Genomic DNA, 22,537 nt, shown 5'->3' with positions numbered 1-22,537 from the left:
GGAACAACAATGATTCAGGAACTGAATACAGAACAATACCACACTCTCGAAAAAAACGGCCCCATGTTGGTGAAGTTTTACTCCAAGACGTGCGGTCCATGCAAAATGCTCTCTTTTGTCCTCAAGGACATCGACAAAATGAAACCCGATTTCAAGATATTTACCATCGATTTTGACGAGAACAAGGAACTGAAGGAGCAGCTTGGCGTCAAGGGATTTCCCACCATGCTCTTTATGAAAGACGGGGAAGAAGTGAATCGTCTCTCCGGTCTCAAACAGAAGCCGGCAATTGTAAAAGAGATTGAAGCCTTGAGCTGATACCAACCATAAGGAGCAGAAAATGTACAATAAAGTAACCTACACCAGCGAAGACCACTTGATCACCCGCCAGACAAAAGCGGAAAAAGCGTTTCTCGACGAGTATGGTAAAGGCAACTACACCATAGAGAATCCTTTTATTGTTGAAAACCCGTATCTGATCAATCCGCTCTGTGCTCTCGTTTTGTTCAGCACTGAAAAAGAAGTCGCAGTCACCTTAACAGTCTGCGGCAAGCGTTACGCGCGGGAAAACCTGAGCCACACCTTTGGTCCGGCCAAAGAGCATAAGCTGCCCGTACTCGGTTTATATGAGGATTTCGCCAATAGGGTTGTCATCTCTCTTTCCGATGGAACCGAGTCAACTTTGACCATCACCACCCCCAAACTGCCAGACGATATCTGCCGCTGTCGGAACATCTCTACTTCAGCGGATTATCTGCAGGATAATTTTATGTTCCTCAGCCCGGCAGGTAAAAATCTCCCCACAGCCTATGATTACAAAGGGGATATCCGCTGGCTGCTGACCGTTAACACCATGTTCGACATAAAACGTGCAGCCAACGGCAACATCCTTACCGGTTCCAGCCGCTTCTGCCACATGCCATACAATGTCACAGGTCTCGTCGAGATCGATATGCTGGGTAAGCATTACAAGGAGTATAGACTGCCAGGTAATTACCACCATGACCAGTTTGAAATGGAGGATGGTAACCTGTTGATCCTAACCCAGGACTTTTCTTCTGATACTGTGGAAGATATGTGTGTGCTCGTTGATCGCAACAGTGGCGAGATACTACGCTCCTGGGATTACAAGGACGTAATTCCTCAGGATGTCGGTGGATCTGGCTCTCAGGATGCCCATGACTGGTTCCACAACAACGCAGTCTGGTACGACAAGAAGACCCACTCGCTTTCCCTTTCCGGGCGGCACCAGGATATCATCATTAACATCGATTATGAGACAGGGAAACTGAACTGGATGTTGGGCGACCCCAAAGGTTGGCCCCAGGAACTCGTTGACAAATATTTCTTTACCCCTGTAGGCGATGTCCAAAATTTTGACTGGCAGTACGAACAACATGCATGCCTGATTACTCCGGAAGGTGACGTAATGTGTTTTGATAACGGTCAATACCGGGCAAAATCAAAAGACGACTATATCAAAAACCGCGAAAATTTCTCCCGCGGCGTACGCTACCGTATCGATACAGACAAAATGGAGATCGAACAGGTTTGGCAGTACGGCAAGGAACGGGGACAGGAGTTTTTCTCCCCCTACATCTGTAATGTTGAATACTATGCGGATGGCCACTACATGATTCATTCTGGTGGCGTTGGCTTTAAAGACGGTGTTGCCGCAGACGAACTGGGCCCCTTTCTCGATACTAGTGATCCTGCTGTCGAACTCCGTTCTATTACCGTGGAGGAAAAAGATGGCATTGTCCTCTATGAAATGGAAACAGAAGGCAACTTTTACCGGGCTGAAAAGCTGCCGATCTACCACGACGGCGACAACCTCTCCTTCGGTCCGGGACAGCTGCTTGGCAACCTTGATGTCACGCCAGAGTTCGACACAGTTGCTGAGGCAGAAGAAGTCATTGAGCAACCGGATTCATGGCACAATATTATCATTGAAGAAGATGAGGACCGATTGGTATTCCATGGTAAATTTGAACGTGGCACCCTTGTGATGCTCTGTCTTGAAGGCCCGGAAAAGAGCCACAACTATTTCATCAACACCTCTGCCGTCTGGCACCTCGCCATGTGCTCCGGTGCATTTCTTGAAGATGATGATCGAGACTTGAAGATGAATGTTAGCAAAATCGGACTCAGCAAAGGAAAGCTTGCTGTCAAATTGATCATTAACGACAAAAAATACGATACTGGTGTTTCCATTCTGATGTAATAGAATCCCCCTCCCTGATATCGTATCGGGGAGGGGGGGGCATAACCAGCATGGCTGGACCATAAGCCTCAGCCACAAAGAAATAATGAAAATCCGCACTGCGTCAATAGTACGCCTGGAGCTTCGATCTATTTTCATATAAATCATTTTCTTGAAATAAAAGGACCGCGCCATGTCTATCAGAGTAAAATGGACGATAGCTTTCCTCGTCCCGATCCTTATCTTTCTCATCCCGACGACGGATGTTTTCACCCTGGAAATTAAACTGTTTTTTGTCTGTACCTTATTTCCTATTTTGCTGGCAGCTTTAGACCTGCTGCCAATGGTTATCTATTCTCTCCTCTTTCCGCTACTCTATATTTTTGTAGTTGGTATAGAACCTGCTGTTGCATTCAAACCTTTAACTATGCATATACCCTACATCATTATTGGTGGCATGATGTTATCTCTGGCGCTGGAAGAGACGAAGCTACTCAACCGGATTTCTTACGGCATACTCACCGTGACCGGGAAAAGCTTTGCAGGGCTCGTCTTTGGTATCATGCTCATAGGCTTTGTTCTCTGCTTTTTGATTCCGGATATCGCGACACGGACCATTGTCATCGCAACCTTTGTTTATGGCATGTGTAAATCACTCGATCTCAGTCCGGGTTCACGTGCAGGCGCCGGCCTGATGATTGCTGCGTCGTATGCAGCACTGAATTCTGCATATAATTACTATTTGAATCAGGCATATTTCCCGTGGGGGACATCGGGACTGCAAATCGAATTCATGGAGTATATAAAGCTTTTCATGATACCGCAGACTATTTTCTTTTTTCTTTCTACGATAATTGTCCTTGTTTTGTTCAAACCTGAGAAAAAGTTAGAGACCAAAGAATATTTTAAAAGCAAACTCCAAGAATTGGGCAAGATAACCTGGCAGGAAGTTTTCTCTTCAGTCGTTATTATCCTGACACTTGTGCTCTGTGCGAAAAACACCAAATACATAGGCTGGATATTCTGTATCTCTGCATCAATTTTTTATCTTCCGATACTCGGTATTGGAAAAAAGGAACAACTCTCTAACGTCAATTATCCGCTTTTCCTCTTTGTGGCCGGCTGTATGTCCATTGGGATGGCCGGGGCGGCTAGCGGCGGTGGGGCATATATTGCAAATTCTGTAACGCCGCTACTTTCTGGAGCTAAGGCGTACACCCTCGGTATGTTATGGCTTTTTGGTGTCCTCGTGAATTTCGTTCTGACTCCTCTCGCTGGACAGGCTACACTTACCATGCCGGCCGCCCAGATTGCGCAAAATGTCGGGCTTGAGCCGAACATCGGTGTCTTCTCCTTTGTTCAGGGGCTTGAGCAGGTGCTTCTGCCATACGAATATGTATTGGTACTTATTGTTTTTTCTTACGGTTATATCACCATGAAAGATTTTTTTCTCGGGTATGGCGGGAAAATGTTGCTGAGCATCACCTGTATCATGACCGTCGGCGTAGGATACTGGAAGATAATTGGCGTTTATTAAATAAAAATGGGTCTTTGTCATAATTGCAGAACAGGAGGTGCCGCTTCCTGTGCAAGCCTGAATATTTACACGTGAAATATTCAGGCGGAGTGAGCCTCTTTTTTTTCGAGCAGCAGGGGGGGCCATATCACGGCAAAACCCTGCTGCCGATTCCTCTCTACTATTTCCATTTCTTAGATAATTGAGTACATTTCACATCACCTTACCGTCCAAGCTGCAAAAAATCGAAGCGGAAAAACCAAAACCACCGGAGCTACTTTGGGAATGCATGGTTGAGCTGAGTACAGAGGGGAAAATAGAGCTTTTCCGGAGCTCCAGATTCTTGAGGGAGGCAGAAGAAAAGACCCTGATCGCGCTTGCAGAAGCGACCAGGGAGTGTTGTTACCCGAAGGGAACCATCATTTCGCAGGGTAACAAAAACACAGGTGAAATTTATATCGTATCCTGCGGACTGTTGAAAGTCAGCGCAATCTCTGAGAGCGGTAAGCGAATCACCTTCCTGCTCGCCAAGAAGGGCGAGCCATACAACATTTTGAGTCCATTCATGAAAGAGCCACGGCAATTCATCGCCGAGGCGGCAAAAGACACCCGTTGTCTGCAAATGAGTCGGGCTCAATATATGCAGTTCATCGAATCACATCCTGAATTTCTCATCCATATCATCTCCTATGTGGCACCGGCCTTGGATAGCACCATCTCCAGAATCTTCGACCAGATGGAAAAAAAAGTTGAGTTCCGTATTATGCGTGTGCTCAAGACCCTTTCCACTAAATTTGGAGCCCCACTTTTTTTTACAAATGCTGAAATTGCCGAGCTCGCCGGGACAACGACGGAATCAGCGATACGAGCCATGGCAGTTCTCCGCGACCTTGGAGCAATAGAGACGGAGCGGGGTAAAATCTGGGTGAAAGATCTCGATATACTGCAAAGGGACGGAATGGATAACATCAGGGTCTGATTTGATCTGAAGTAGCCGCAGAGAAGAATTTTCTAAAGAACATCTCTTAGGCCCGTAACGACACTCAAACTTAAGTTTTCTACTATTGTTTATGAACCAGAAGCCTTCTGTATTTTTCTGATAAAATTTGTGGTTTATCCAGAATGCTACAAGTTTAAGATTAATTTCAGTTTCATACAGATGCAATAACAAGCAGATAGCTGGTGACGGTTTTCATTATTAATGCCTAAATTAGTGCCATTCTGGTTTGCCCCCCCCTGTTATTATTTCATTTGATTGGGAATAACCTGGAGGCATCTAAGGCATTCTTTCTGCCATGATAGCCATGCTGCCATATAGCACATCTCTGGTAGGGGGTGATGGCTGAATCCCATCAACCAGTTATTTCCATTCGCTCTGTCAATTTCAGCCGCCCAATTTCCTGCTCTAAAACGTGATACTGGTAACCCGTCCTGGCGCTAATTGCATGGGTTCCTTCAGCGTGATGGTTCCACAAAATGATTGCCAACAATCCGCCACCTCCTCCCCCAAGATTTTCTGCAAAAAGGTAATGCTAGTATTATTGTAAGCGCAAATTCTACCCCACCTTTTATTGACGTGGTCAAGTAAAAATGGACACTTTTCTTAGGCGGCTTTTTTAAATTCCATTTGTTTTTCGAATTCTGCAGGGCTGAGATAGCCCAGGTAAGAATGCAGTCTATTGCTGTTGTAAAACATCTCAATGTAATCAATCACATCACTCTTTGCCTCTTCCCTGTTCGGGTAGGGATAATCAAAAATTCGCTCAGTTTTGAGACTGCCAAAAAAACTTTCCGCGACACTATTGTCCCAGCAATCTCCTTTGCGGCTCATGCTGCTTTTCATCTGGCTTGTAGTGAGAAGTTTTTGAAAACTATGGCTACAGTACTGACTGCCCCGATCTGAGTGAAAAATAAGTCCTGGCTCGGGGCGGCGGCGGAAAATTGCCATTTGCAAAGCATTGATGACCAACTGTTTTTTCATTCTTTTGCTGAGAGACCAACCAACAACTCTTCTGGAATACAAATCAATTACAACAGCAAGGTAGAGCCAGCCCTCAGCAGTCCAAATATAGGTAATATCAGAGCAATAAGCCCTGTCTGGCTGAGAAATGGCAAAATTGCGTTTGAGTAAATTTGGGGCTACCGGAAGATTATGCTTGCTGTCTGTTGTCGCTTTGAATTTCCTTTTCTGCTTAGCTGAAATATTAGCCAATTGCATAAGGGTTGCGGCTTTGGTTCGCCCACAGGATTCACCTGTCGCGGTTAGCTCCTCAGAGATCCTCCTTGCCCCATATGAGCCTCTGGCGCGCTCATGAATTACTTTTACTTTGGGGATGAGCCGTTCTCGCTCTCTCTGGCGATTTGATTTACCCCTTGAACACCAAGAGTAATAACCACTGCGACTCACGCCCATTACATCACACAAGTTGGAGATTGGGTAGGCCTTCTTCTCGGCATCGATAAACTGATACCTTACTCCTTTTCCTTTGCGAAGAAGACCGCTGCCTTTTTTAAAATTTCACGCTCCATTTTGAGCTGCTTGTTTTCTTTGCGAAGGCGTTTGAGTTCGGCTTGCATTGCTGTCAGCTGACCTGGTGATTGATTATCATCATTCGGCTGCTCCGATTCCCTCTTCCACCGGCCAAGCAGGTTTGCGTTCACACCTAAATTACGTGCAGCTTCTGCTATAGAGTAGCCTTGCTCGGTGACCAGTTTCACCGCTTCATTTTTGAATTCATCTGTGTAGTTACGTCTTGATCGTTTACTCATGGATTTCCTCCCTCAAGATTTGATATTTCACTCCTAAGGAAGTGTCCACTAAATTCCTACCACATCAGAGAATTGTGTAGACCGGGGTGTACTTCTTTTGACGCTTACTAAAGATCGTAGTTTCTGGAGCAGTTTAATGTTCCGCAGAAATTGCTGAATAAGATTAAGTCATACTTCAAATGGGTTACCTGCTACCGTTTTCGGCATCATAATCTTGTTCAGATTACCTTCATTAGGGGGTAACTTCGGAAATGGAAAAAGGTTAACCGCCGCATTTTCACCGTCTATTAACCTTGCCATGTCGAAGGTTTGAATTTCCAGCTGCGACATCGGATCTATACTGGCGTTTGCATGAAGAAAGGTGACTGCAGGGTGAATTGGAGCAAAAAAGGAATAAAAATGATGTTTAATTCGTAATTTAATTTTCAATACGGTTACTTGAGTGATGTATTTCGCGGTACTCAAAATCCAGCGAGGAGGAGCGGCGTTGCTTTAAATGATCGTTGAAACCGAGATTTTTAAGGGCTATCCGGATAGTAGCTGTTTCGGAGAATCTGCAGTATTGATTCGCCGAAATGACTTTGTTAAGCTTCTAGCTCTTTGACTCGGTCTTCGTTTACGAAAGCCTCTTTCGGTTGTTTGTTTCCCAACTGCGCCCTCTCTTATACACCCAGTCGCTGAGTGGTTAAATGATAGGCATGAGGAGGAAAAAACGTGCTGAGAAATTTTATAGGAGTTATGAGGCTTAAGGCAAACGTAGTTGCTTTTCGACAAAGGTCTTGACTCAGCTTGAAGGATAGTAGAGGTAGATTGCTTGCTGGCATTACGTTAATCCTTTGACTGGCCCAGTAGACCAATTTTATCTATTGCAGCTAACTTATGGTCATGGAGGAGGTGGGTGTATCGCTGCACCATCTGCAAAGTTCTGTGACCAAGTATGTCCGCAAGGGTGCGGATGTCTACCCCTGACATAATTAGGTGGCTTGCCGCTGTGTGTCGGAGGTCATGCATGTGAATATCAGGCAGGCCGGCTCTTTTCTTTGCTACATCAAAAGCTTCTCTGAATTTTACTCCAGGCCGAGCCTTCGCTCGTTCACCCTGCAATCGACTGGCGTCCAGGAAAACAGGATCGTCATTACCCGCTTTGCTTAAGTTTCTTAAGTTTTTTAATTCTCTAGCAAGTTCTTTGGTTACCGGAACCCAACGTGGATCTTTATTTTTTGTCTCTGGCAAATAGATGACTCTTTTTTTCAGGTTCACCTGATTCCAGTACAACCCGGCGGCTTCGGAAGACCTCATGCCGGTATGCAGCAGAGTGAGGACATAATAATAAAATCGGTAGTTTCTTGCTTTACGGGAGGACTCAAGCAACTTTGAGGCTTCAAGATCGGTTAAGAATCGGGTTCTCCCTCTCGGCGGGGCAGGGCGTTCAATGTCAGACACAGGGTTTTCAACCGCAATGGCCCATTCTTTTTTTGCTTTGGTGAAAAGGTGAGAAAGTAAGGAGAGTTCGTGGCGAACGGAATAGGCAGATACCTCTTGGAGGCGAAGGTCTCGGTACCTAGCTACGGTTTGGGAGGAAATCATACCAAGGGGTGTTTTCGCTCCAATTTGCTCCACTAATCGGCGTGCAGCGCTTTCCTCAAGCTTCTGCGTATTGATTGCTTTTTTTGATGAGATGGTGGTTAGATATCGTTCTAAGGCTTCTCCGAGGGTGGTCCTCATAGCTTTGCGTGGGTTTTGATACCGTTGGTCCAGCATATCTTGCTCAACAGTAGCAGCCCAAGCGAGTGCTTCGCCTTTAGTATCAAAAGTTCTGGCAACGGTTTCAAAGCCTTTTCGCCGAATGGTCGCCAGGTAGCTCACTCCTCGTTTGTTTTTCCGTTTTTGGATCCGCGCCATTTTTGCTCCATTTTTGCTCCATTTTTTTAGCAAAACTTACCATAAAAGGGCTAAAGATAGCAAGATTACGCAGGCTGCGGGGAGGCATCAAAAAGCACAAAAAAAGGCTTTATCCTTGAAATTAAAGGATAAAGCCTTGTTTTTTTATGGTGCCGAAGGGGAGAGTCGAACTCCCACGAGGGAACCCTCACTAGACCCTGAACCTAGCGCGTCTACCAATTCCGCCACTTCGGCAATGCGTGGGAGAATATGCTCGCAGAACGGGTTTTTGTCAAGCGTTTCTTGAGGGGAAAAATAAAAAAAATGCTCAACCAGCAGGAGGGGGTTCTACAGAGGGAGTAGAATATTCGGTTGTCTCTGCACGAGGGTGCGGCGGAGGCTCTCAATTTACGGTTATTTTTTTGGCCAGCAGGGTGCTCGGAGTGGTATGGATGGCATGAAGGGTTTGCTAGTTTTTTTAAAGTAGGGTATATGCCTTCTTTTTTGAGCGGTGCAATTGGCGACTCCTTTTTTTACTGTTGAGTGATGGAGAAAAATGCTCGGCTGGGGTTGCCTCGCAGCCATTGGCTCTTACTGTAGCTAGCAGACTCAGAACTCGAAGACAGCCTTGTAACGGCGATGACCACCAGATGTATACCTTTCGACGATACCAATGGGGGTTGCCATCCATGTGGAATATCCTGCACCTGGCAGATTCCGAGGGGGTGGAAGAGAAAAAGAGATTCGCTTCAGGGTATGACAGGTAAAAAACGGTTGGTAAGCAATGGCTGAGCGAAAGATGTCTAAGGTGTTTCATTATCGCCTCACGTCAATTTTCTCAGACAACTGGCTGTGAATGGTGGCGTATGCAAATTTACACTGATCTGCACGATATAGCCGAGCCGTTTGAGCGTGCGCATGTGACCATCGGCAACTTTGACGGTGTGCACCTGGGGCATAAGGTGCTTTTTGAGCGCGTAGTTGAAAGCGCCCGGCTGGATAATGGAACCAGCGTGGCGGTCACCTTTGATCCGCATCCGTTGAAAGTGTTGAGTCCTCGAGGGATTCGCCTGATATCCACGACCCGTCAGAAAGTCGAGCTCATCAAAAACGCTGGCATTGACATCCTCGTTATTATCCCCTTCAGCCGTGAAGTGGCTGCCATCACAGCAATGGACTTTTTGGATGATGTTCTGCTAGGGAAAATAGGGATGGTGAGTCTGGTTGTCGGTTATGACTATGCCTTAGGAAAAGGCCGCGAGGGAGACACGCTTTTTCTGAGAGAACAGGGCCGCAGAAAGAATTTCCCGGTGAATGTAGTGAATGCGCAGTACGTGGGTGGAGAGATCGTATCCAGCACGCGAATCAGAGAGCTGGTTACGGCCGGAAGAATGCGGGATGTGCGAAAGCTGCTGGGTCGGTTCTACCAGATTCGAGGTGTTGTACAACCAGGCCAGCAACGGGGACGGAAACTTGGCTTTCCCACAGCCAATCTGTGTATTTCCGAGGAGGACCTTTGTCCTAAAACCGGTGTCTATGTAACCCAGGTGATTTACGATGGGAAGCAGTATGGCGGGGTCTCCAACATCGGTCATAATCCGACCTTTGGCCATACCAAGCTGGTTGCGGAAACACATATCTTTGACTTCAATGCGGATATATACGGTCGACCACTGAAAATCAATCTCCTGCGTCATCTTCGTGCGGAAATAGCCTTTGATGGGCCTGAACAGCTGGTGCGGCAGATAGGAAAAGATATTGCCGTTGCCCATAAGGTGCTGGCAAAAGCCAGAGAAAAGAAACTGATTGCCCATCAACCCTGAAACTAGGCTGCAGATACTGGGGGTGCAGCCCTTATCGGCCAATGGTCGTTATGGAATATTGTTGCAACCGGGCTTGCTTCCTTTTGCAATATGCCTATAATGTACGCTGCTCTCTTTGGCTGATTGCTTAGGTGAAAAGGGCCATCGCGCAGGTGAGTACACCGCGTTGTCGACACTCAATGAGACAGGGAATGCAACCAAGCGGGGTATTCCTTCCACTATTATTTAATCTACAAAGGGTCGTTTTATGTCTGAGGTGGAGAAAAAAGCTGATTTGGCAACCGTGATCAGCGATTTGGAGAAAGTAGTCGAAGAAAAGCCGGACAACGTTATGGCCAGGCACCATCTGGGCTTGGTATATCGTCAGGCTGGCAGAATAGAGGATGCCATTGCTCAACTTAAAAAAGCCATTGAGCTGGATAACCACTCGATGGAAAGCATGATCAATCTGGGCGCCATCTACTTTGACCAGGGGGATACCCACAAAGCCCTTGAACTTAATGAGCAGGCCTTGAAAATATCACCCAAAATGGCTGAGGCGCACGTAAACATCGGACTCATTCGGCAGCACCAAAATAATGTTGCCGAAGCGATCAAGTGCTACAGTACGGCCATTCAGATCGACCCTAAATTGCTGACAGCGTGGATCAATCTGACCTCCGCCTACACCATGAACGAAGAAGACGCCAAGGCTGTCGAGGCGGCGCGCGAAGCCGTTACCCTGGAACCTGATTCAGCAATGGCTCGGAATAACCTGGCAGTTGCGCTCTATTTCAAAGGCGATTACCAGGAGGCAAAACAAAATCTCGAAAAAGCAAAGGAACTTGGGTATTCCATTGATTCACGGTTTGTTCAAGCGCTTGACGAGAAGCTCGGGTAGTTGCCATGGGCAGTAAAGCCGAAGCAAATGTCAAGCCCTGGTGTCCGTTTTGTGGAATGGATATCGGGCGGCCGACCGAGGCTGTGCAGCGAAAGATGAATGAGTTCCCCATGGGAAAATGCGAGTGCGGGGCAGTGTATGTCTGCGATGCAACCGGCCATAACGTGGGAGCGGCCATGGTGGAATGCCTTGTCAATGCGTGTAATGACGAGTGGGACCTGGCCTGGGAGCTGGTAGCCGAGGAAGACTACCTCACAGGGCGCATAGAAGACTATGATGACGTCACGCATCAGGTTATCCCCAAGCGTAATCTGGATGGGCGCGCCGTCCGTGGTGTCCTGTTTTTTGTGCGGTTGCACAAACAGTTGGCCGAAATCGTTGAACGTTACCACTACAATCAGCAAGCGCAGGCTGCCTCAGCGCAGGGTGATGCCGTGCCGCAAACAGGCGGTCCGCCGGCGTTGGAACCGGAACGGGATCCTAAACGAAAAAAGAAAAAGGCAAATAAACGGCTGGTGAAAGAACTGGTCGAGCAGGGAGATATAGACAGCCTGGTTGACCTCAGTTTTGACGACAGGCGAACCCTGCGGTTTCTGCAGCGCCTGCTGTATGCACCTGATCTGGCTGGGCGCTACCGGGTTGCCTGGACGCTAGGGACGGTATGTGCCCGGGTTTCGACTCGGGAGCCTGGACCGGTAGCCGATTTACTGCATAGGTTGTTTGAGGCCTGCTCTGACTCCGCCTCCAGCTCATGGGGAATGGTGGAAGCCATTGGTGCAATTATCGCCTGCAGGCCCGATATCTATGGCGCATTTACCCGTCACCTCTACAATTTTCTTGCAGACCCTGGAACCATCGGCTCCGTATTGTGGGGGCTCGGTGAGATAGCTGTCAGTCGTCCCGACCTGATTCGCAAGACGCCCTTTTACTCGCTGTTCAACCTCCTCAACCATGAACAGCCGGAAGTCCGGGCATATACTGCTCGCCTACTCGGAAGGATCGCCGCGACAGAGGCTGGCTTCCAACTTATGCCGCTCCAGCAGGACCAAAGCCCTGTGAATTTATTTGATCAAGGCGAGCCGGTACAGTCTACAGTCGCAGAGGTGGCAGCAGTAGCAATAGAGAACATTCATAAGGAGAAGTAAATGGTCAGTGATTCTATCCAACCCCTGAATTCCCTCAAGCCTATGGCTGAGAACACAGCCGCCGGAAACAGTACGGAAGATCCGGCAAAAATGGATTATATGGCCGGAAGAAAACATTTTTCCGGTGGCGATTACACCCAGGCGATCATATCCTTTCACAATGCCTTGCTCGGATTCGAGGAAAAAGGGGATGTGCAGGGAGTGGCCAATGCCTCTGACCGGCTTGGCGACACCTGTTTGGCCCGTGAAGAATATGACATGGCGATCAAGCATTTCCAGCGAGCTGCTGATATATGCGAGCAACAAGATGACTCCTTCTCACTGGTTTCGCTGCATAAGAAAATGGCCGCCGCCTACCGGCAATTAGGGGAAGCAGAAAAGGCGTTTGAGCTGCTGTTTGATATGGTGGAACATTATCGGATGACCAGCAATCCCAAAGGTGTGGTGGAAGTTTTGGCGGCTATTGGTGAGCTGTATGAAGAAATCGGTGAAAAAGCAAAGGCCGCCGACACCTATCGCACCATTTCCAGCATCCATGCCAATTTTAAACACGAGCGCCTGGCAAAAGATTTTGCCCGCCGCGCGGAAGAACTGGAATAGGTTAGACCATGTTTACCGGGATTGTGCAGGGGTTTGGAACAGTTGCTGAAAAGCGCAATGCCGGTGGTGGGATGGTTTTTGCGTTGGAAGCAGACTTTGCCCTGACAGATCCTGAAGAAGGGGAATCTATTGCAGTGAACGGCACCTGTTTGACAGCCCGTAATATAACCGGCAAGCGATTTTTAGCCGATGTCTCACCGGAAAGCCTTTCCCGTACGGTGCTGGGTACCCTTGCCGTTGGCTCAAGGGTCAATCTTGAGCGTGCGCTTCGTTTAAGCGACCGGTTGGGGGGGCATATCGTCAGCGGACATGTTGATGGCATGGGAATCGTTGAAGAGCGCAGAAATGCCGGGGGCTTTACTCTGTTCACCTTTGCGCTGGATCCCGGTTTAACCAAATATGTTATCGAAAAGGGGTCAATAACTATAAATGGTGTCAGTCTGACAGTGAATAGTTGCGACCATTCCCGATTCTCGGTATCTATTATTCCACACACCTTATCAGTAACCACCCTTGGTGAACTTAAGCAGGGGGACAAGGTCAATATTGAGGTGGATATTATCGGCAAGTACGTGGAAAAACTGCTTGCCGGAGGAAACGCTCCGCAGGGAGGGGGAAGCAACATCAGTACCGCCTTTCTTGCGGCCCATGGATTTCTGTAGGTCAGGCATACAGAGCAAGAACAATAGAGAGAATAGTCGGGGTGTGGTTTGGAGCCCCGAGAGAGAGCACACGATGGCTGTCAGTTCAATTGAAGAAGTAGTCAAGGATATTAAAGCCGGGAAAATGGTTATCCTGGTGGATGATGAAGACCGTGAAAATGAAGGTGATCTCTGCATGGCCGCAGAGGCGGTTACGCCTGAGGCCATAAATTTTATGGCTACATACGGGCGGGGCTTGATCTGTCTGGCAATGAGCCCGGATATCATTGAACAGCTGGGTCTTCCTATGATGGTACCCAATAACCAGTCGCCCTATGGCACCGGCTTCACCATCAGCATCGAAGCACGGACCGGTGTCAGCACCGGCATCTCCGCTGCAGACCGGGCGAGAACCATTGAGGCAGCAGTGGCACGGGATGCCACCCCGAGAGACATCATCAGCCCGGGGCATATTTTCCCTCTGCGGGCACGGAAGGGAGGGGTCCTGGTACGCACCGGCCAGACCGAAGGGTCTGTTGATCTGGCACGTATTGCCGGTATGCGGACAGCCGGAATCATCTGCGAGATCATGAATGAGGACGGCACCATGGCCAGGATGCCGGACCTCGAGGTCTTTGCTCAGGAACATGATATCAAGATTGCGACCATTGCCGATCTTGTTGCCTACCGCCTGCGGGAAGAGATGTTGGTCAAGCGAGCGGCAGAAGCTCGGCTGCCGACCTTTCATGCCGGTCAGTTCAAGATCATTGCCTATACCAACCAGGTGGATCATGATGAGCATGTGGCTCTGGTTTTGGGTGATATTTCTCCTGATGAGCCAGTCATGGTACGAGTGCACTCGGAATGTCTGACCGGAGATGTGTTTGGTTCTGCACGCTGTGACTGTGGATCGCAGTTGCATGCCGCCATGCGAATGATTGAACAGGAAGGAAAGGGCGTTATCCTCTATATGCGTCAGGAGGGAAGGGGTATCGGGCTGGTGAATAAGCTCAAGGCCTATGAACTTCAGGATGTTGACGGACTCGATACGGTCGAGGCTAATACCCGGCTCGGATTCAAGCCAGACCTGCGTGATTATGGTATGGGGGCGCAGATGCTACGCGATCTCGGGGTGCGTAAAATGCGTCTGCTGACCAATAACCCCAAGAAGATTATCGGTCTTGAAGGGTACGGTCTCCAAGTTGTTGACCGACTTCCCATAGAAATCCCCGGTGATAAGGAAAATCAGAAATACCTGCGCACCAAGCGGGACAAGATGGGGCACATTCTTGAACTCTACGGCGACTTACCCATCGGGTATGTTCAGAATGAGCCTTAAACGTTGACACGAGACAGGAAAAAAGATGGCTAATTATTTTGAAGGGGATTTACAGGGTGCCGGGCGCAAGATCGGCATAGTTGTCGCTCGGTTCAATTCGTTTATATGCGAAAAACTACTCGAAGGTGCGCTGGATAGCCTGGTGAGATCGGGTGTGAATACTGATGATATTGATGTCGCCCGGGTTCCTGGTGCCTTTGAAATTCCCCTTGCAGCGCAGAGAATGGCAAAATCAGGTCGATATGATGCAGTAATCTGCCTTGGTGTTGTCATCCGCGGAGCAACCCCTCATTTTGATTATGTTGCCGGGGAGGTAGCCAAAGGTTCTGCCCAGGTGATGCTGGAAACGGGCATCCCGATACTCTTTGGTGTACTTACTACCGAAACCATTGAGCAGGCTATTGAGCGAGCCGGGACCAAAGCCGGCAACAAGGGGTCTGATGTGGCGATTGCCGCCTTGGAAATGGCTAACCTTCTCCAAGTTGTCGGTTAACCTGGCACAGAGTACGAGGAAGGGGCAAAACGTATCCCCGGAATGAGCGTCATGGTACGATAGAGAGAGGAGCAGAATGGGATTACGACGTAAATCCAGGGAATTGGCCCTTCAGTTTTTGTATGGCCATGATTTTCAGGGGCGCTCAAACGCCCCTGAAGCAGTCTCTGAGGAGTTAGATATCTTCTGCGGTGTTTTTGAAACCAATGAAAAAGCACTCCCCTACGGGCGAAAACTGGTAATGGGGCTTTGCGGCTGCGAGGAGGCCATAGACAGTCTGATTGCCGAGCATTCCCACAACTGGCGGGTGGAGAGAATGTCCCTGGTGGACAGAAATATCCTGCGCATCGCCATCTATGAAATGCAGCATGGTGAAGACGTGCCCAACCAGGTCGCTATTAACGAAGCTCTTGAAATCGCCAAGCGCTATTCCGTAAAAGAATCCATCGCTTTTATCAACGGTATTCTCGATTCCGTCAAAGCATCCATCACCGCCCAGCAATAGGCGGTGTTTTCATTCCACTTTTTGTTTTTCACTCTGTTGTTACCTGATAGCTGTTCCTTCCCTGAGTGGACTTTTTGATTTTTCTTGTCAAATAGTGTACACCGTCGAGCAATGTACGGAGGGCGCCATATTCATTACGACCAGCCTGATGAAAAAAGGAGGTCGTTTCGTCGGTACCGGAGCGGGCATCTCCGTTCTTTCAGTTGAATCCAATCCACCAGAACATCGGAGAAGTCATACAGGTAATGGTACGTTCAGCACGCAGCGAAACCGGCATACTCGGAGAGACGGCGGCGATCAGTTTCTTTTTTCTGGCTGTATTTCTCCTGCTTTGCCTCGTCAGTTATCTGTTGCCAGTGTTTGAAACCGGGCAGGTGGTTCTTGAACCCTCTCGCAACTGGTGCGGAACCTTTGGCTTTTTTACAGCCCATTATCTCTTTTCTTTCATAGGGTTTGCTGCATTTTTTCCTGTGGTTATCCTCTGCTACATTTCCGGCGCGTTTCTTTTTGGCTGGTCTGAAGTCAATCGCCTTCCCTTCCTTGTAGCCGGAGTGACAGGTGTTTTGTTTTCTGCTGCAGGCCTTCTGGAGATGCATAGTCATTGGAACGGTGCCGCAGCTCTCCCGCCAGGTGGATTTGTGGGATTGTTTGTATGGACCGTGCTCAATAGAACGCTCGGAACGGTAGGTTCTGCCCTGTTGTTGACAATGGTGTTTATCCTGTCGCTCACTGCGGCTGTACGATTTTCTTTGCTGGGAACGATGCAGTGGAGCCTGTACAGCGGGTTACGGATCCTTGCTGGATTACGAAGGAGGATAGGAAAATGGCGAACCCAGGAGGATGATGGGGGACGGACTGTTCAGGTGCCGAAACCAGCACCTCTTCTGGAGTCAGTAACTGCACAGGTGGCCCCGGCTGTTCATCCACCGGTTCTTCGTGAGCCGGAAAAGAGCGAAGAAGGAGAGGAGTTCTCGCTTAAGCCTTTGAAAAGCGGGCAGTACCGACTTCCTTCGATCACGCTTTTGGAGCAAAGTGTTCAGGATGATGTGCAGGTCAGTCGTGAGTATTACATGGAAATCAGTAAGATTCTTGCTGCGAAATTACAGGATTTCGGTGTTGAGGGCAACGTTGTTGGGATCTCACCGGGCCCGGTAGTTACTACGTATGAATTTTCTCCGGCACCTGGGGTAAAGATAAATAAAATAGTTAACTTGGCCGATGATTTAGCCATGGTGCTCAAGGCGGACAGGGTTCGTGTTGTCGGCTCCATCCCGGGGAAGGCTGCCATTGGTATTGAAATTCCTAACCCGCGGCGGAAAATGGTCTTTCTTCGTGACATACTCTTGTCGCAGGAGTACCGGAACTCCCGTTCTATGCTCACCCTGGCCCTTGGGTTCGATGTTATCGGCCGTTCAGTGGTTGCCGATCTTGCCCGAATGCCTCATCTGCTCATTGCCGGTGCTACAGGTGCTGGGAAATCCGTTGCCATCAACGCATTTATTGCTTCGATTCTCTTTAAGGCCACGCCTGAGGATGTCCGTCTGCTGATGATCGATCCCAAACGTATTGAATTATCGGTCTACGAGGATATTCCCCACCTTCTGCATCCTGTGGTGGTAGAGGCAAAGATGGCCTCACGGGCACTGATGTGGGCGGTACGGGAAATGGAACGGCGTTATCGGCTGCTTGAGGAGGCAAGGGTGAAGTCATTTCACTCCTACAACAAGATCGCAGAAGAAAAACTGCCGTATATAGTGATCATCGTTGATGAGCTGGCAGACCTGATGATGGTTGCGTCTAAAGATGTGGAGACCTCCATTGCCCGTCTTGCACAGATGGCCAGGGCGGCTGGTATGCACATTATCCTGGCGACGCAGCGACCTTCTGTCGACGTGCTGACAGGGTTGATCAAAGCGAATTTTCCCACCCGAATTTCCTTTAAGGTCTCTTCCAAGGTGGATTCGCGTACCGTGCTGGACAGCTCAGGAGCAGAGCACCTGCTCGGTATGGGGGATATGCTGTTCCTCCCGCCAGGAGCCGCCAAGCTGCAACGTATACATGGGGCCTTTATTTCCGAACAGGAAACCGAACGTCTCATCAGTTTTCTCAAGGACCAGGGAACTGCGGAATATGACGATTCGGTACTGCAAAGTGTTGAAGAGGAGCCGGCTGATCAGGCGGCTCCCGCTGAAGAGTATGATGAAAAATATGATGAGGCGGTAGCCGTTGTCACTGAAACCGGCCAGGCATCGATTTCCATGGTACAGCGGAGGTTGCGGGTGGGGTATAACCGGGCTGCACGTATGATCGAGACCATGGAGCGGGAGGGTGTTGTCGGTCCTGCTGATGGTTCAAGGCCCAGAGAAGTACTGGCGAGATCATCCTATGAGGTGGAATAATCGAGGAACCTTTTTTTTAAAAAAAAAGAAAAAAAAGCAGTTTTTTTGGGAAAAAAAAAAGAAGGAGTGAGGAGAAAAACGATTATATATCCATATTTCTGATGCTTTTTATAAATTTTGCTGTTCAGCCTTGATTTGACGATTTTTCTTGACAATGAGCAGGCAACAAATTAAATGTGCAGTTCACCTTTAATGAGTGGCTGTTCATTTTTTAACCCCACAAAATTGTAGCGTTAAAAAAGAGTAAAATTAACAAGTTACTGGTTGCGGGTTGCGACGGGAAATAGGTTGGTAAGCTTTATGAATCTGTTTTTCTTCGAAATATCAAGCTAGAGGTTAATGGAAGCCCAGTATCGGGCTCCAAAAGGAAAAAACAAGTGAGGAGGTAGTTTAATGCCAAGTTACGTAGATCCTTCAAAATGTGATGGTTGCAAGGGCGGCGACAAGACTGCCTGCATGTACATCTGTCCAAACGACCTGATGGTTCTCAACGTTGAGGAAATGAAGGCGTACAATCAGGAACCAGATGCATGCTGGGAGTGCTACTCTTGCGTGAAGATTTGTCCGCAGGGTGCAATTTTTGTTCGTGGTTATAATGACTTTGTACCTATGGGTGGTCTGGTTCACCCGATGCGTTCTTCTGACTCCATCATGTGGACAGTCAAGTTCCGTAATGGCAACATGAAGCGCTTCAAGTTCCCCATTCGTACGACTGCTGAAGGTGCTGCCAACGAGTATCCTGGTGAGAAAGGTGCAAACCTGGACGACGAGTGTCTGCTTCTTGAGAGCGATCTGCCCACACCTACCAAACTGGCATAAGTCAGCTTGGTAAGGGATGAATTGATAACTCTATTCTAGATAAATCTATTAGGAGATAGAATTATGGCATTACCAAATAAGCCGCTGGGCGAACTCGCTGCTGTAGTGGATCCGGAAGTTGTAGAGCATGAGTGTGACGTACTGATCGTTGGTGGCGGTATGGCTGCCTGCGGTACAGCTTTTGAAATCGGCAAATGGGCTCCGGAAGGAATGAAAATCATTCTTTGCGACAAAGCCTCTCTTGAGCGTTCTGGTGCTGTTGCTCAGGGTCTGTCCGCGATCAACACCTACATCGGTGAGAACGCCATTGAAGATTACGTAAAAATGGTACGTAACGACCTCATGGGCGTTGTCCGCGAAGACCTCATCTACGACCTCGGTCGTCACGTTGATGAGTCTGTTAAGTTGTTCGAAGAATGGGGACTGCCCGTTTGGAAGAAGAACGATGAAGGCGAGAACCTTGACGGCGCCAAGCCTGCTCCGACCCTGCGTGAAGGTGGAACCCCTGTACGTACCGGTAAATGGCAGATCATGATCAATGGTGAGTCCTACAAGTGCATCGTAGCTGAGCCTGCGAAAAAAGCGCTTGGTGAAGACAACATCCACGAGCGTATATTCATCGTGAAGATGCTGCTCGACAAAAACAAAGAGAACACCATCGCCGGTGCTGTTGGTTTCTCCACCCGTGAAAACAAAGTTCACGTCTATAAGTGCAAGACCGCTCTGGTAGCTTGCGGTGGTGCGGTTAACATTTTCCGTCCCCGTTCAACCGGTGAAGGTAAAGGTCGTGCGTGGTACCCAGTATGGAATGCAGGCTCCACCTACACCATGTGTGCACAGGTTGGCGCTACCCTGACCATGATGGAAAACCGTTTCACCCCTGCCCGTTTTAAAGATGGTTACGGTCCGGTTGGTGCATGGTTCCTGCTGTTCAAAGCGAAAGTACAGAACGGTCTGGGCGAATTCTACGCTAACACCGACGCAGTAAAGGAAGAACTTGAGAAGTACATGCCTTACGGTGCTTCTGCCGTTACCCCGACCTGTCTGCGTAACCACCTGATGATCAATGAGCTCAAAGCTGGACGTGGCCCGATCTACATGGCTACAGACGTTGCTCTGAATGCCTTCCTTGAAGATCAGCGCGCTGCTGGTAAAGACGAAAAGGCTGTTAAGAAGTTCTGGAAACACCTCGAGTCAGAAGCATGGGAAGACTTCCTGGATATGTCCGTTGGTCAGGCCGGTCTGTGGGCTGGTATGAATGTTGAGCCTGAAAAAGTAGGTTCTGAAATCATGCCGACCGAACCGTACATGCTCGGTTCTCACTCCGGTTGCTGCGGTATCTGGACCTCTGGTCCTAACGAAGACTGGGTACCTGAAGTAGACGGTCCTCGTTCCCATCAGTACAAGTGGGGCTACAACCGTATGACCACCGTTAACGGTCTGTTCACCGCTGGTGATGGTGTTGGCGCTTCCGGTCACAAGTTCTCTTCCGGATCCCATGCTGAAGGTCGTATCGTAGCTAAGCAGATGGTTAAGTACTGCCGTGACAACGCTGATTTCACTCCTGAACTGGCTCAGACCGCTCAGGAACTGGCAGATGAGATCTACGCACCGGTTAAGCGCTACTACGAGTTTGTTGATGCTTCCACCGCAGCAGACGTTAACCCCAATTACTGCAAGCCTGCAGGTATGATGATGCGTCTGATGAAGGCTACCGATGAGTACGGTGGTGGTGTTGCTACCTACTACATGACCTCCGGTAAGCTGCTCAACATCTGTCTGGATCTCCTTGAGATGCTGCGTGAAGATGCTGAGAAGATGGCAGCCGGCGACCTGCACGAACTGATGCGTGCATGGGAAAACTACCACCGCATCTGGTGTGTTGAAACCCATATCCGTCACATCGAGTTCCGTAAGGAATCCCGCTATCCGGGCTTCTACTATCGCTCTGACTACCCAACCTGTGATGACGAAAACTGGAAGGCTTTCGTTAACTCCACCTTCGATCCTGCAACCAAGGAATGGAAGTGTGAGAAGGTTGATTGCATCAATATCATTGAGACCGATCCATGGATCTAATCTCAATCAGTTATTGATTGTGTGACCTATAAAATCTCCAGACTCCTCTTAATGGGGTCTGGAGATTTTTTGTATTACCCGTGTATTTTTGTTTGAGTTGATACAGAAGATAGGGTAACTCTTCTCTTCGGATCAATTGAAACAAAAAACTCCTTTCATTAATTATCAGCAGTTATGGAGGTTTGGCATGAGTGACACTGCAGGAAATGGTGCAGTACTGGTTGTTGGCGGCGGCATCAGCGGCCTGACAGCTGCCCTGGAAGCTGCGGAAGTCGGTAATGATGTATTTCTTATCGATAAAAATCCCTACTTCGGCGGACGTGTGGCACAGTTGAATCAATACTTTCCTAAGCTTTGCCCGCCGACTTGCGGACTTGAAATCAACTTCAAACGCATCAAGGATAACCGGAAGATCAGAACCTATACCATGACAACCGTCAAGGCGGTATCCGGTGGTCCTGGGAATTTTGAGGTAGAGCTCGAGACTGCTCCCCGCTACATCAATTCCAACTGTACTGCCTGTGGCGATTGTGCTGACGCCTGTACAGCTGAAATTGACAATCCGTTCAACTTCGGCATGGATAAGGTGAAGGCCGCTTACCTGCCGCATGAAATGGCGTTTCCCCGTCGCTATGTGCTGGATAAGGATGCCTGTTCCGCCGATTGCCTCGAAGCTGTCAAGGCCGCCTGTAAATATGATGCCGTTGACACGGAAATGCAGCCTAAGACCTTCACGCTGAATGTCAGTTCCATTATTTGGTCAACCGGTTGGGATCCATATGATGCCAATAAGATCGATAACCTTAAATTCGGTTCTTCTCCGGCCATCATCACCAATATGATGATGGAGCGCCTGGCAGCTGACAACGGTCCTACCAAGGGTAAAATACTCCGCCCCGGCGATAGTAAAGAACCTGAATCCTTTGCGTTTGTTCAGTGTGCCGGTTCTCGCGACGAAAACCATATGGAGCACTGCTCCTATATCTGCTGTACGGCAACGCTCAAGCAGATCTCCTACATTCGTGGTCAATATCCGGAAGCCAAGGTCTACGTCTTCTACATCGATCTGCGAACTCCGGGTAAATACGAGACGTTCCGTGAAAAATTTATGGCCGATGAAAATGTCGAATTCATCAAGGGCAAAGTTGCTGACATTATTGCCGAAGGTGATGGTGGCGTAACTGTTATTGCCGAGGACGCGTTGAGCGGTAATAAGGTCCAGCAGAAGGTAGATTTGTGTGTACTGGCCACAGGGATGAAGCCCGCTATTACTAATGGCCAGGATTTCGGCCTGACTCTCGATGGAAATGGATTCATCGTTTCCGAGCCGGAAAAAGGCTTGATTTCCGCCGGCTGTGCGAAAGCTGCTGTTGATGTTCACTCCAGCGGCCAGTCTTCTACTGCAGCAGCGCTTAAGGCAATTCAGATTGGACGCTAGGAGGATA

Annotated in this window: 19 protein-coding genes and 1 tRNA gene; 16 read left to right on the top strand and 4 right to left on the bottom strand. The window is 48.7% G+C overall.

Annotation, left to right across the window (positions count from 1 at the left end; translation table 11 throughout):
* The first annotated feature begins 9 nt into the window (after positions 1-9).
* The 4 genes from ACZ52Z_RS07745 (at position 10) to ACZ52Z_RS07730 (ending at position 4,698) form a co-directional block, all read left to right on the top strand.
* Positions 10-318, top strand: coding sequence for a thioredoxin family protein (locus ACZ52Z_RS07745; RefSeq protein WP_464270173.1), 309 nt, complete (start codon positions 10-12; stop codon positions 316-318).
* Positions 319-340: 22 nt separating this feature from the next.
* Positions 341-2,224, top strand: a complete 1,884-nt coding sequence (locus ACZ52Z_RS07740) for an aryl-sulfate sulfotransferase (protein WP_464270172.1) — start codon at positions 341-343, stop codon at positions 2,222-2,224.
* A 172-nt stretch (positions 2,225-2,396) separates the two neighbouring features.
* Positions 2,397-3,740 (top strand): SLC13 family permease, encoded by a 1,344-nt coding sequence (locus tag ACZ52Z_RS07735; protein WP_464270171.1) that lies wholly within the window; start codon positions 2,397-2,399, stop codon positions 3,738-3,740.
* A 322-nt stretch (positions 3,741-4,062) separates the two neighbouring features.
* Positions 4,063-4,698, top strand: a complete 636-nt coding sequence (locus tag ACZ52Z_RS07730; RefSeq protein WP_464270170.1) for a Crp/Fnr family transcriptional regulator — start codon at positions 4,063-4,065, stop codon at positions 4,696-4,698.
* Positions 4,699-5,322: 624 nt separating this feature from the next.
* Here the strand turns inward: ACZ52Z_RS07730 and ACZ52Z_RS07725 are convergent.
* The 4 genes from ACZ52Z_RS07725 to ACZ52Z_RS07710 form a co-directional block, all read right to left on the bottom strand.
* Positions 5,323-6,488, bottom strand: a protein-coding gene (locus ACZ52Z_RS07725; RefSeq protein WP_464269325.1) for an IS3 family transposase whose coding sequence is annotated in 2 segments (ribosomal slippage) — positions 5,323-6,233 and positions 6,233-6,488 — 1,167 coding nt in all. Because the reading frame shifts where the segments join, the coding sequence is not laid out codon by codon here.
* A gap of 168 nt (positions 6,489-6,656) precedes the next feature.
* Positions 6,657-6,917, bottom strand: a complete 261-nt coding sequence (locus tag ACZ52Z_RS07720; protein WP_464270169.1) for a hypothetical protein — start codon at positions 6,915-6,917, stop codon at positions 6,657-6,659.
* A gap of 399 nt (positions 6,918-7,316) precedes the next feature.
* Positions 7,317-8,423, bottom strand: coding sequence for a tyrosine-type recombinase/integrase (locus tag ACZ52Z_RS07715; protein WP_464270168.1), 1,107 nt, complete (start codon positions 8,421-8,423; stop codon positions 7,317-7,319).
* A gap of 114 nt (positions 8,424-8,537) precedes the next feature.
* Positions 8,538-8,624, bottom strand: a tRNA-Leu gene (locus tag ACZ52Z_RS07710).
* A gap of 611 nt (positions 8,625-9,235) precedes the next feature.
* Here ACZ52Z_RS07710 and ACZ52Z_RS07705 point away from each other — a divergent pair.
* The 12 genes from ACZ52Z_RS07705 to ACZ52Z_RS07650 all read left to right on the top strand — a co-directional run bounded on the left by ACZ52Z_RS07705 (position 9,236) and on the right by ACZ52Z_RS07650 (position 22,530).
* Entirely contained in the window at positions 9,236-10,192 is a 957-nt protein-coding gene (locus ACZ52Z_RS07705; protein ID WP_464270167.1) for a bifunctional riboflavin kinase/FAD synthetase, read from the top strand.
* A 247-nt stretch (positions 10,193-10,439) separates the two neighbouring features.
* Positions 10,440-11,072, top strand: coding sequence for a tetratricopeptide repeat protein (locus tag ACZ52Z_RS07700; protein ID WP_464270166.1), 633 nt, complete (start codon positions 10,440-10,442; stop codon positions 11,070-11,072).
* 5 nt (positions 11,073-11,077) lie between these two features.
* Positions 11,078-12,217 carry a DVU0298 family protein gene (locus ACZ52Z_RS07695; RefSeq protein WP_464270165.1) on the top strand — a complete coding sequence of 380 codons (1,140 nt, stop codon included), beginning with the start codon at positions 11,078-11,080 and terminating at the stop codon, positions 12,215-12,217.
* Positions 12,218-12,817 (top strand): tetratricopeptide repeat protein, encoded by a 600-nt coding sequence (locus tag ACZ52Z_RS07690; protein WP_464270164.1) that lies wholly within the window; start codon positions 12,218-12,220, stop codon positions 12,815-12,817.
* An 8-nt stretch (positions 12,818-12,825) separates the two neighbouring features.
* Positions 12,826-13,479 (top strand): riboflavin synthase, encoded by a 654-nt coding sequence (locus ACZ52Z_RS07685; RefSeq protein WP_464270163.1) that lies wholly within the window; start codon positions 12,826-12,828, stop codon positions 13,477-13,479.
* 73 nt (positions 13,480-13,552) lie between these two features.
* The gene (locus ACZ52Z_RS07680) at positions 13,553-14,797 is read left to right on the top strand and encodes a bifunctional 3,4-dihydroxy-2-butanone-4-phosphate synthase/GTP cyclohydrolase II (protein WP_464270162.1); all 1,245 of its coding nucleotides are present in this window, start codon (positions 13,553-13,555) and stop codon (positions 14,795-14,797) included.
* Positions 14,798-14,822: 25 nt separating this feature from the next.
* A complete protein-coding gene (gene ribH, locus ACZ52Z_RS07675) occupies positions 14,823-15,290 on the top strand; it encodes a 6,7-dimethyl-8-ribityllumazine synthase (RefSeq protein ID WP_464270161.1) in 468 nt (155 codons plus the stop codon).
* Between the two features lie 76 nt (positions 15,291-15,366).
* Positions 15,367-15,795 (top strand): transcription antitermination factor NusB, encoded by a 429-nt coding sequence (nusB, locus tag ACZ52Z_RS07670; protein WP_464270160.1) that lies wholly within the window; start codon positions 15,367-15,369, stop codon positions 15,793-15,795.
* Between the two features lie 245 nt (positions 15,796-16,040).
* Positions 16,041-18,194, top strand: coding sequence for an FtsK/SpoIIIE family DNA translocase (locus ACZ52Z_RS07665; protein WP_464270159.1), 2,154 nt, complete (start codon positions 16,041-16,043; stop codon positions 18,192-18,194).
* 393 nt (positions 18,195-18,587) lie between these two features.
* Positions 18,588-19,013 carry an adenylyl-sulfate reductase subunit beta gene (gene aprB, locus ACZ52Z_RS07660; RefSeq protein ID WP_464270158.1) on the top strand — a complete coding sequence of 142 codons (426 nt, stop codon included), beginning with the start codon at positions 18,588-18,590 and terminating at the stop codon, positions 19,011-19,013.
* Between the two features lie 63 nt (positions 19,014-19,076).
* Positions 19,077-21,092, top strand: coding sequence for an adenylyl-sulfate reductase subunit alpha (aprA, locus tag ACZ52Z_RS07655; RefSeq protein ID WP_464270157.1), 2,016 nt, complete (start codon positions 19,077-19,079; stop codon positions 21,090-21,092).
* A 187-nt stretch (positions 21,093-21,279) separates the two neighbouring features.
* Positions 21,280-22,530 carry a CoB--CoM heterodisulfide reductase iron-sulfur subunit A family protein gene (locus ACZ52Z_RS07650; RefSeq protein WP_464270156.1) on the top strand — a complete coding sequence of 417 codons (1,251 nt, stop codon included), beginning with the start codon at positions 21,280-21,282 and terminating at the stop codon, positions 22,528-22,530.
* The last annotated feature ends 7 nt before the right edge of the window (positions 22,531-22,537 follow it).

The sequence above is a fragment of the Desulfogranum aggregans genome, assembly GCF_055398265.1.
Note: the sequence above shows the minus strand (reverse complement) of the source record. Positions and strands in the feature narration are given on the sequence as shown.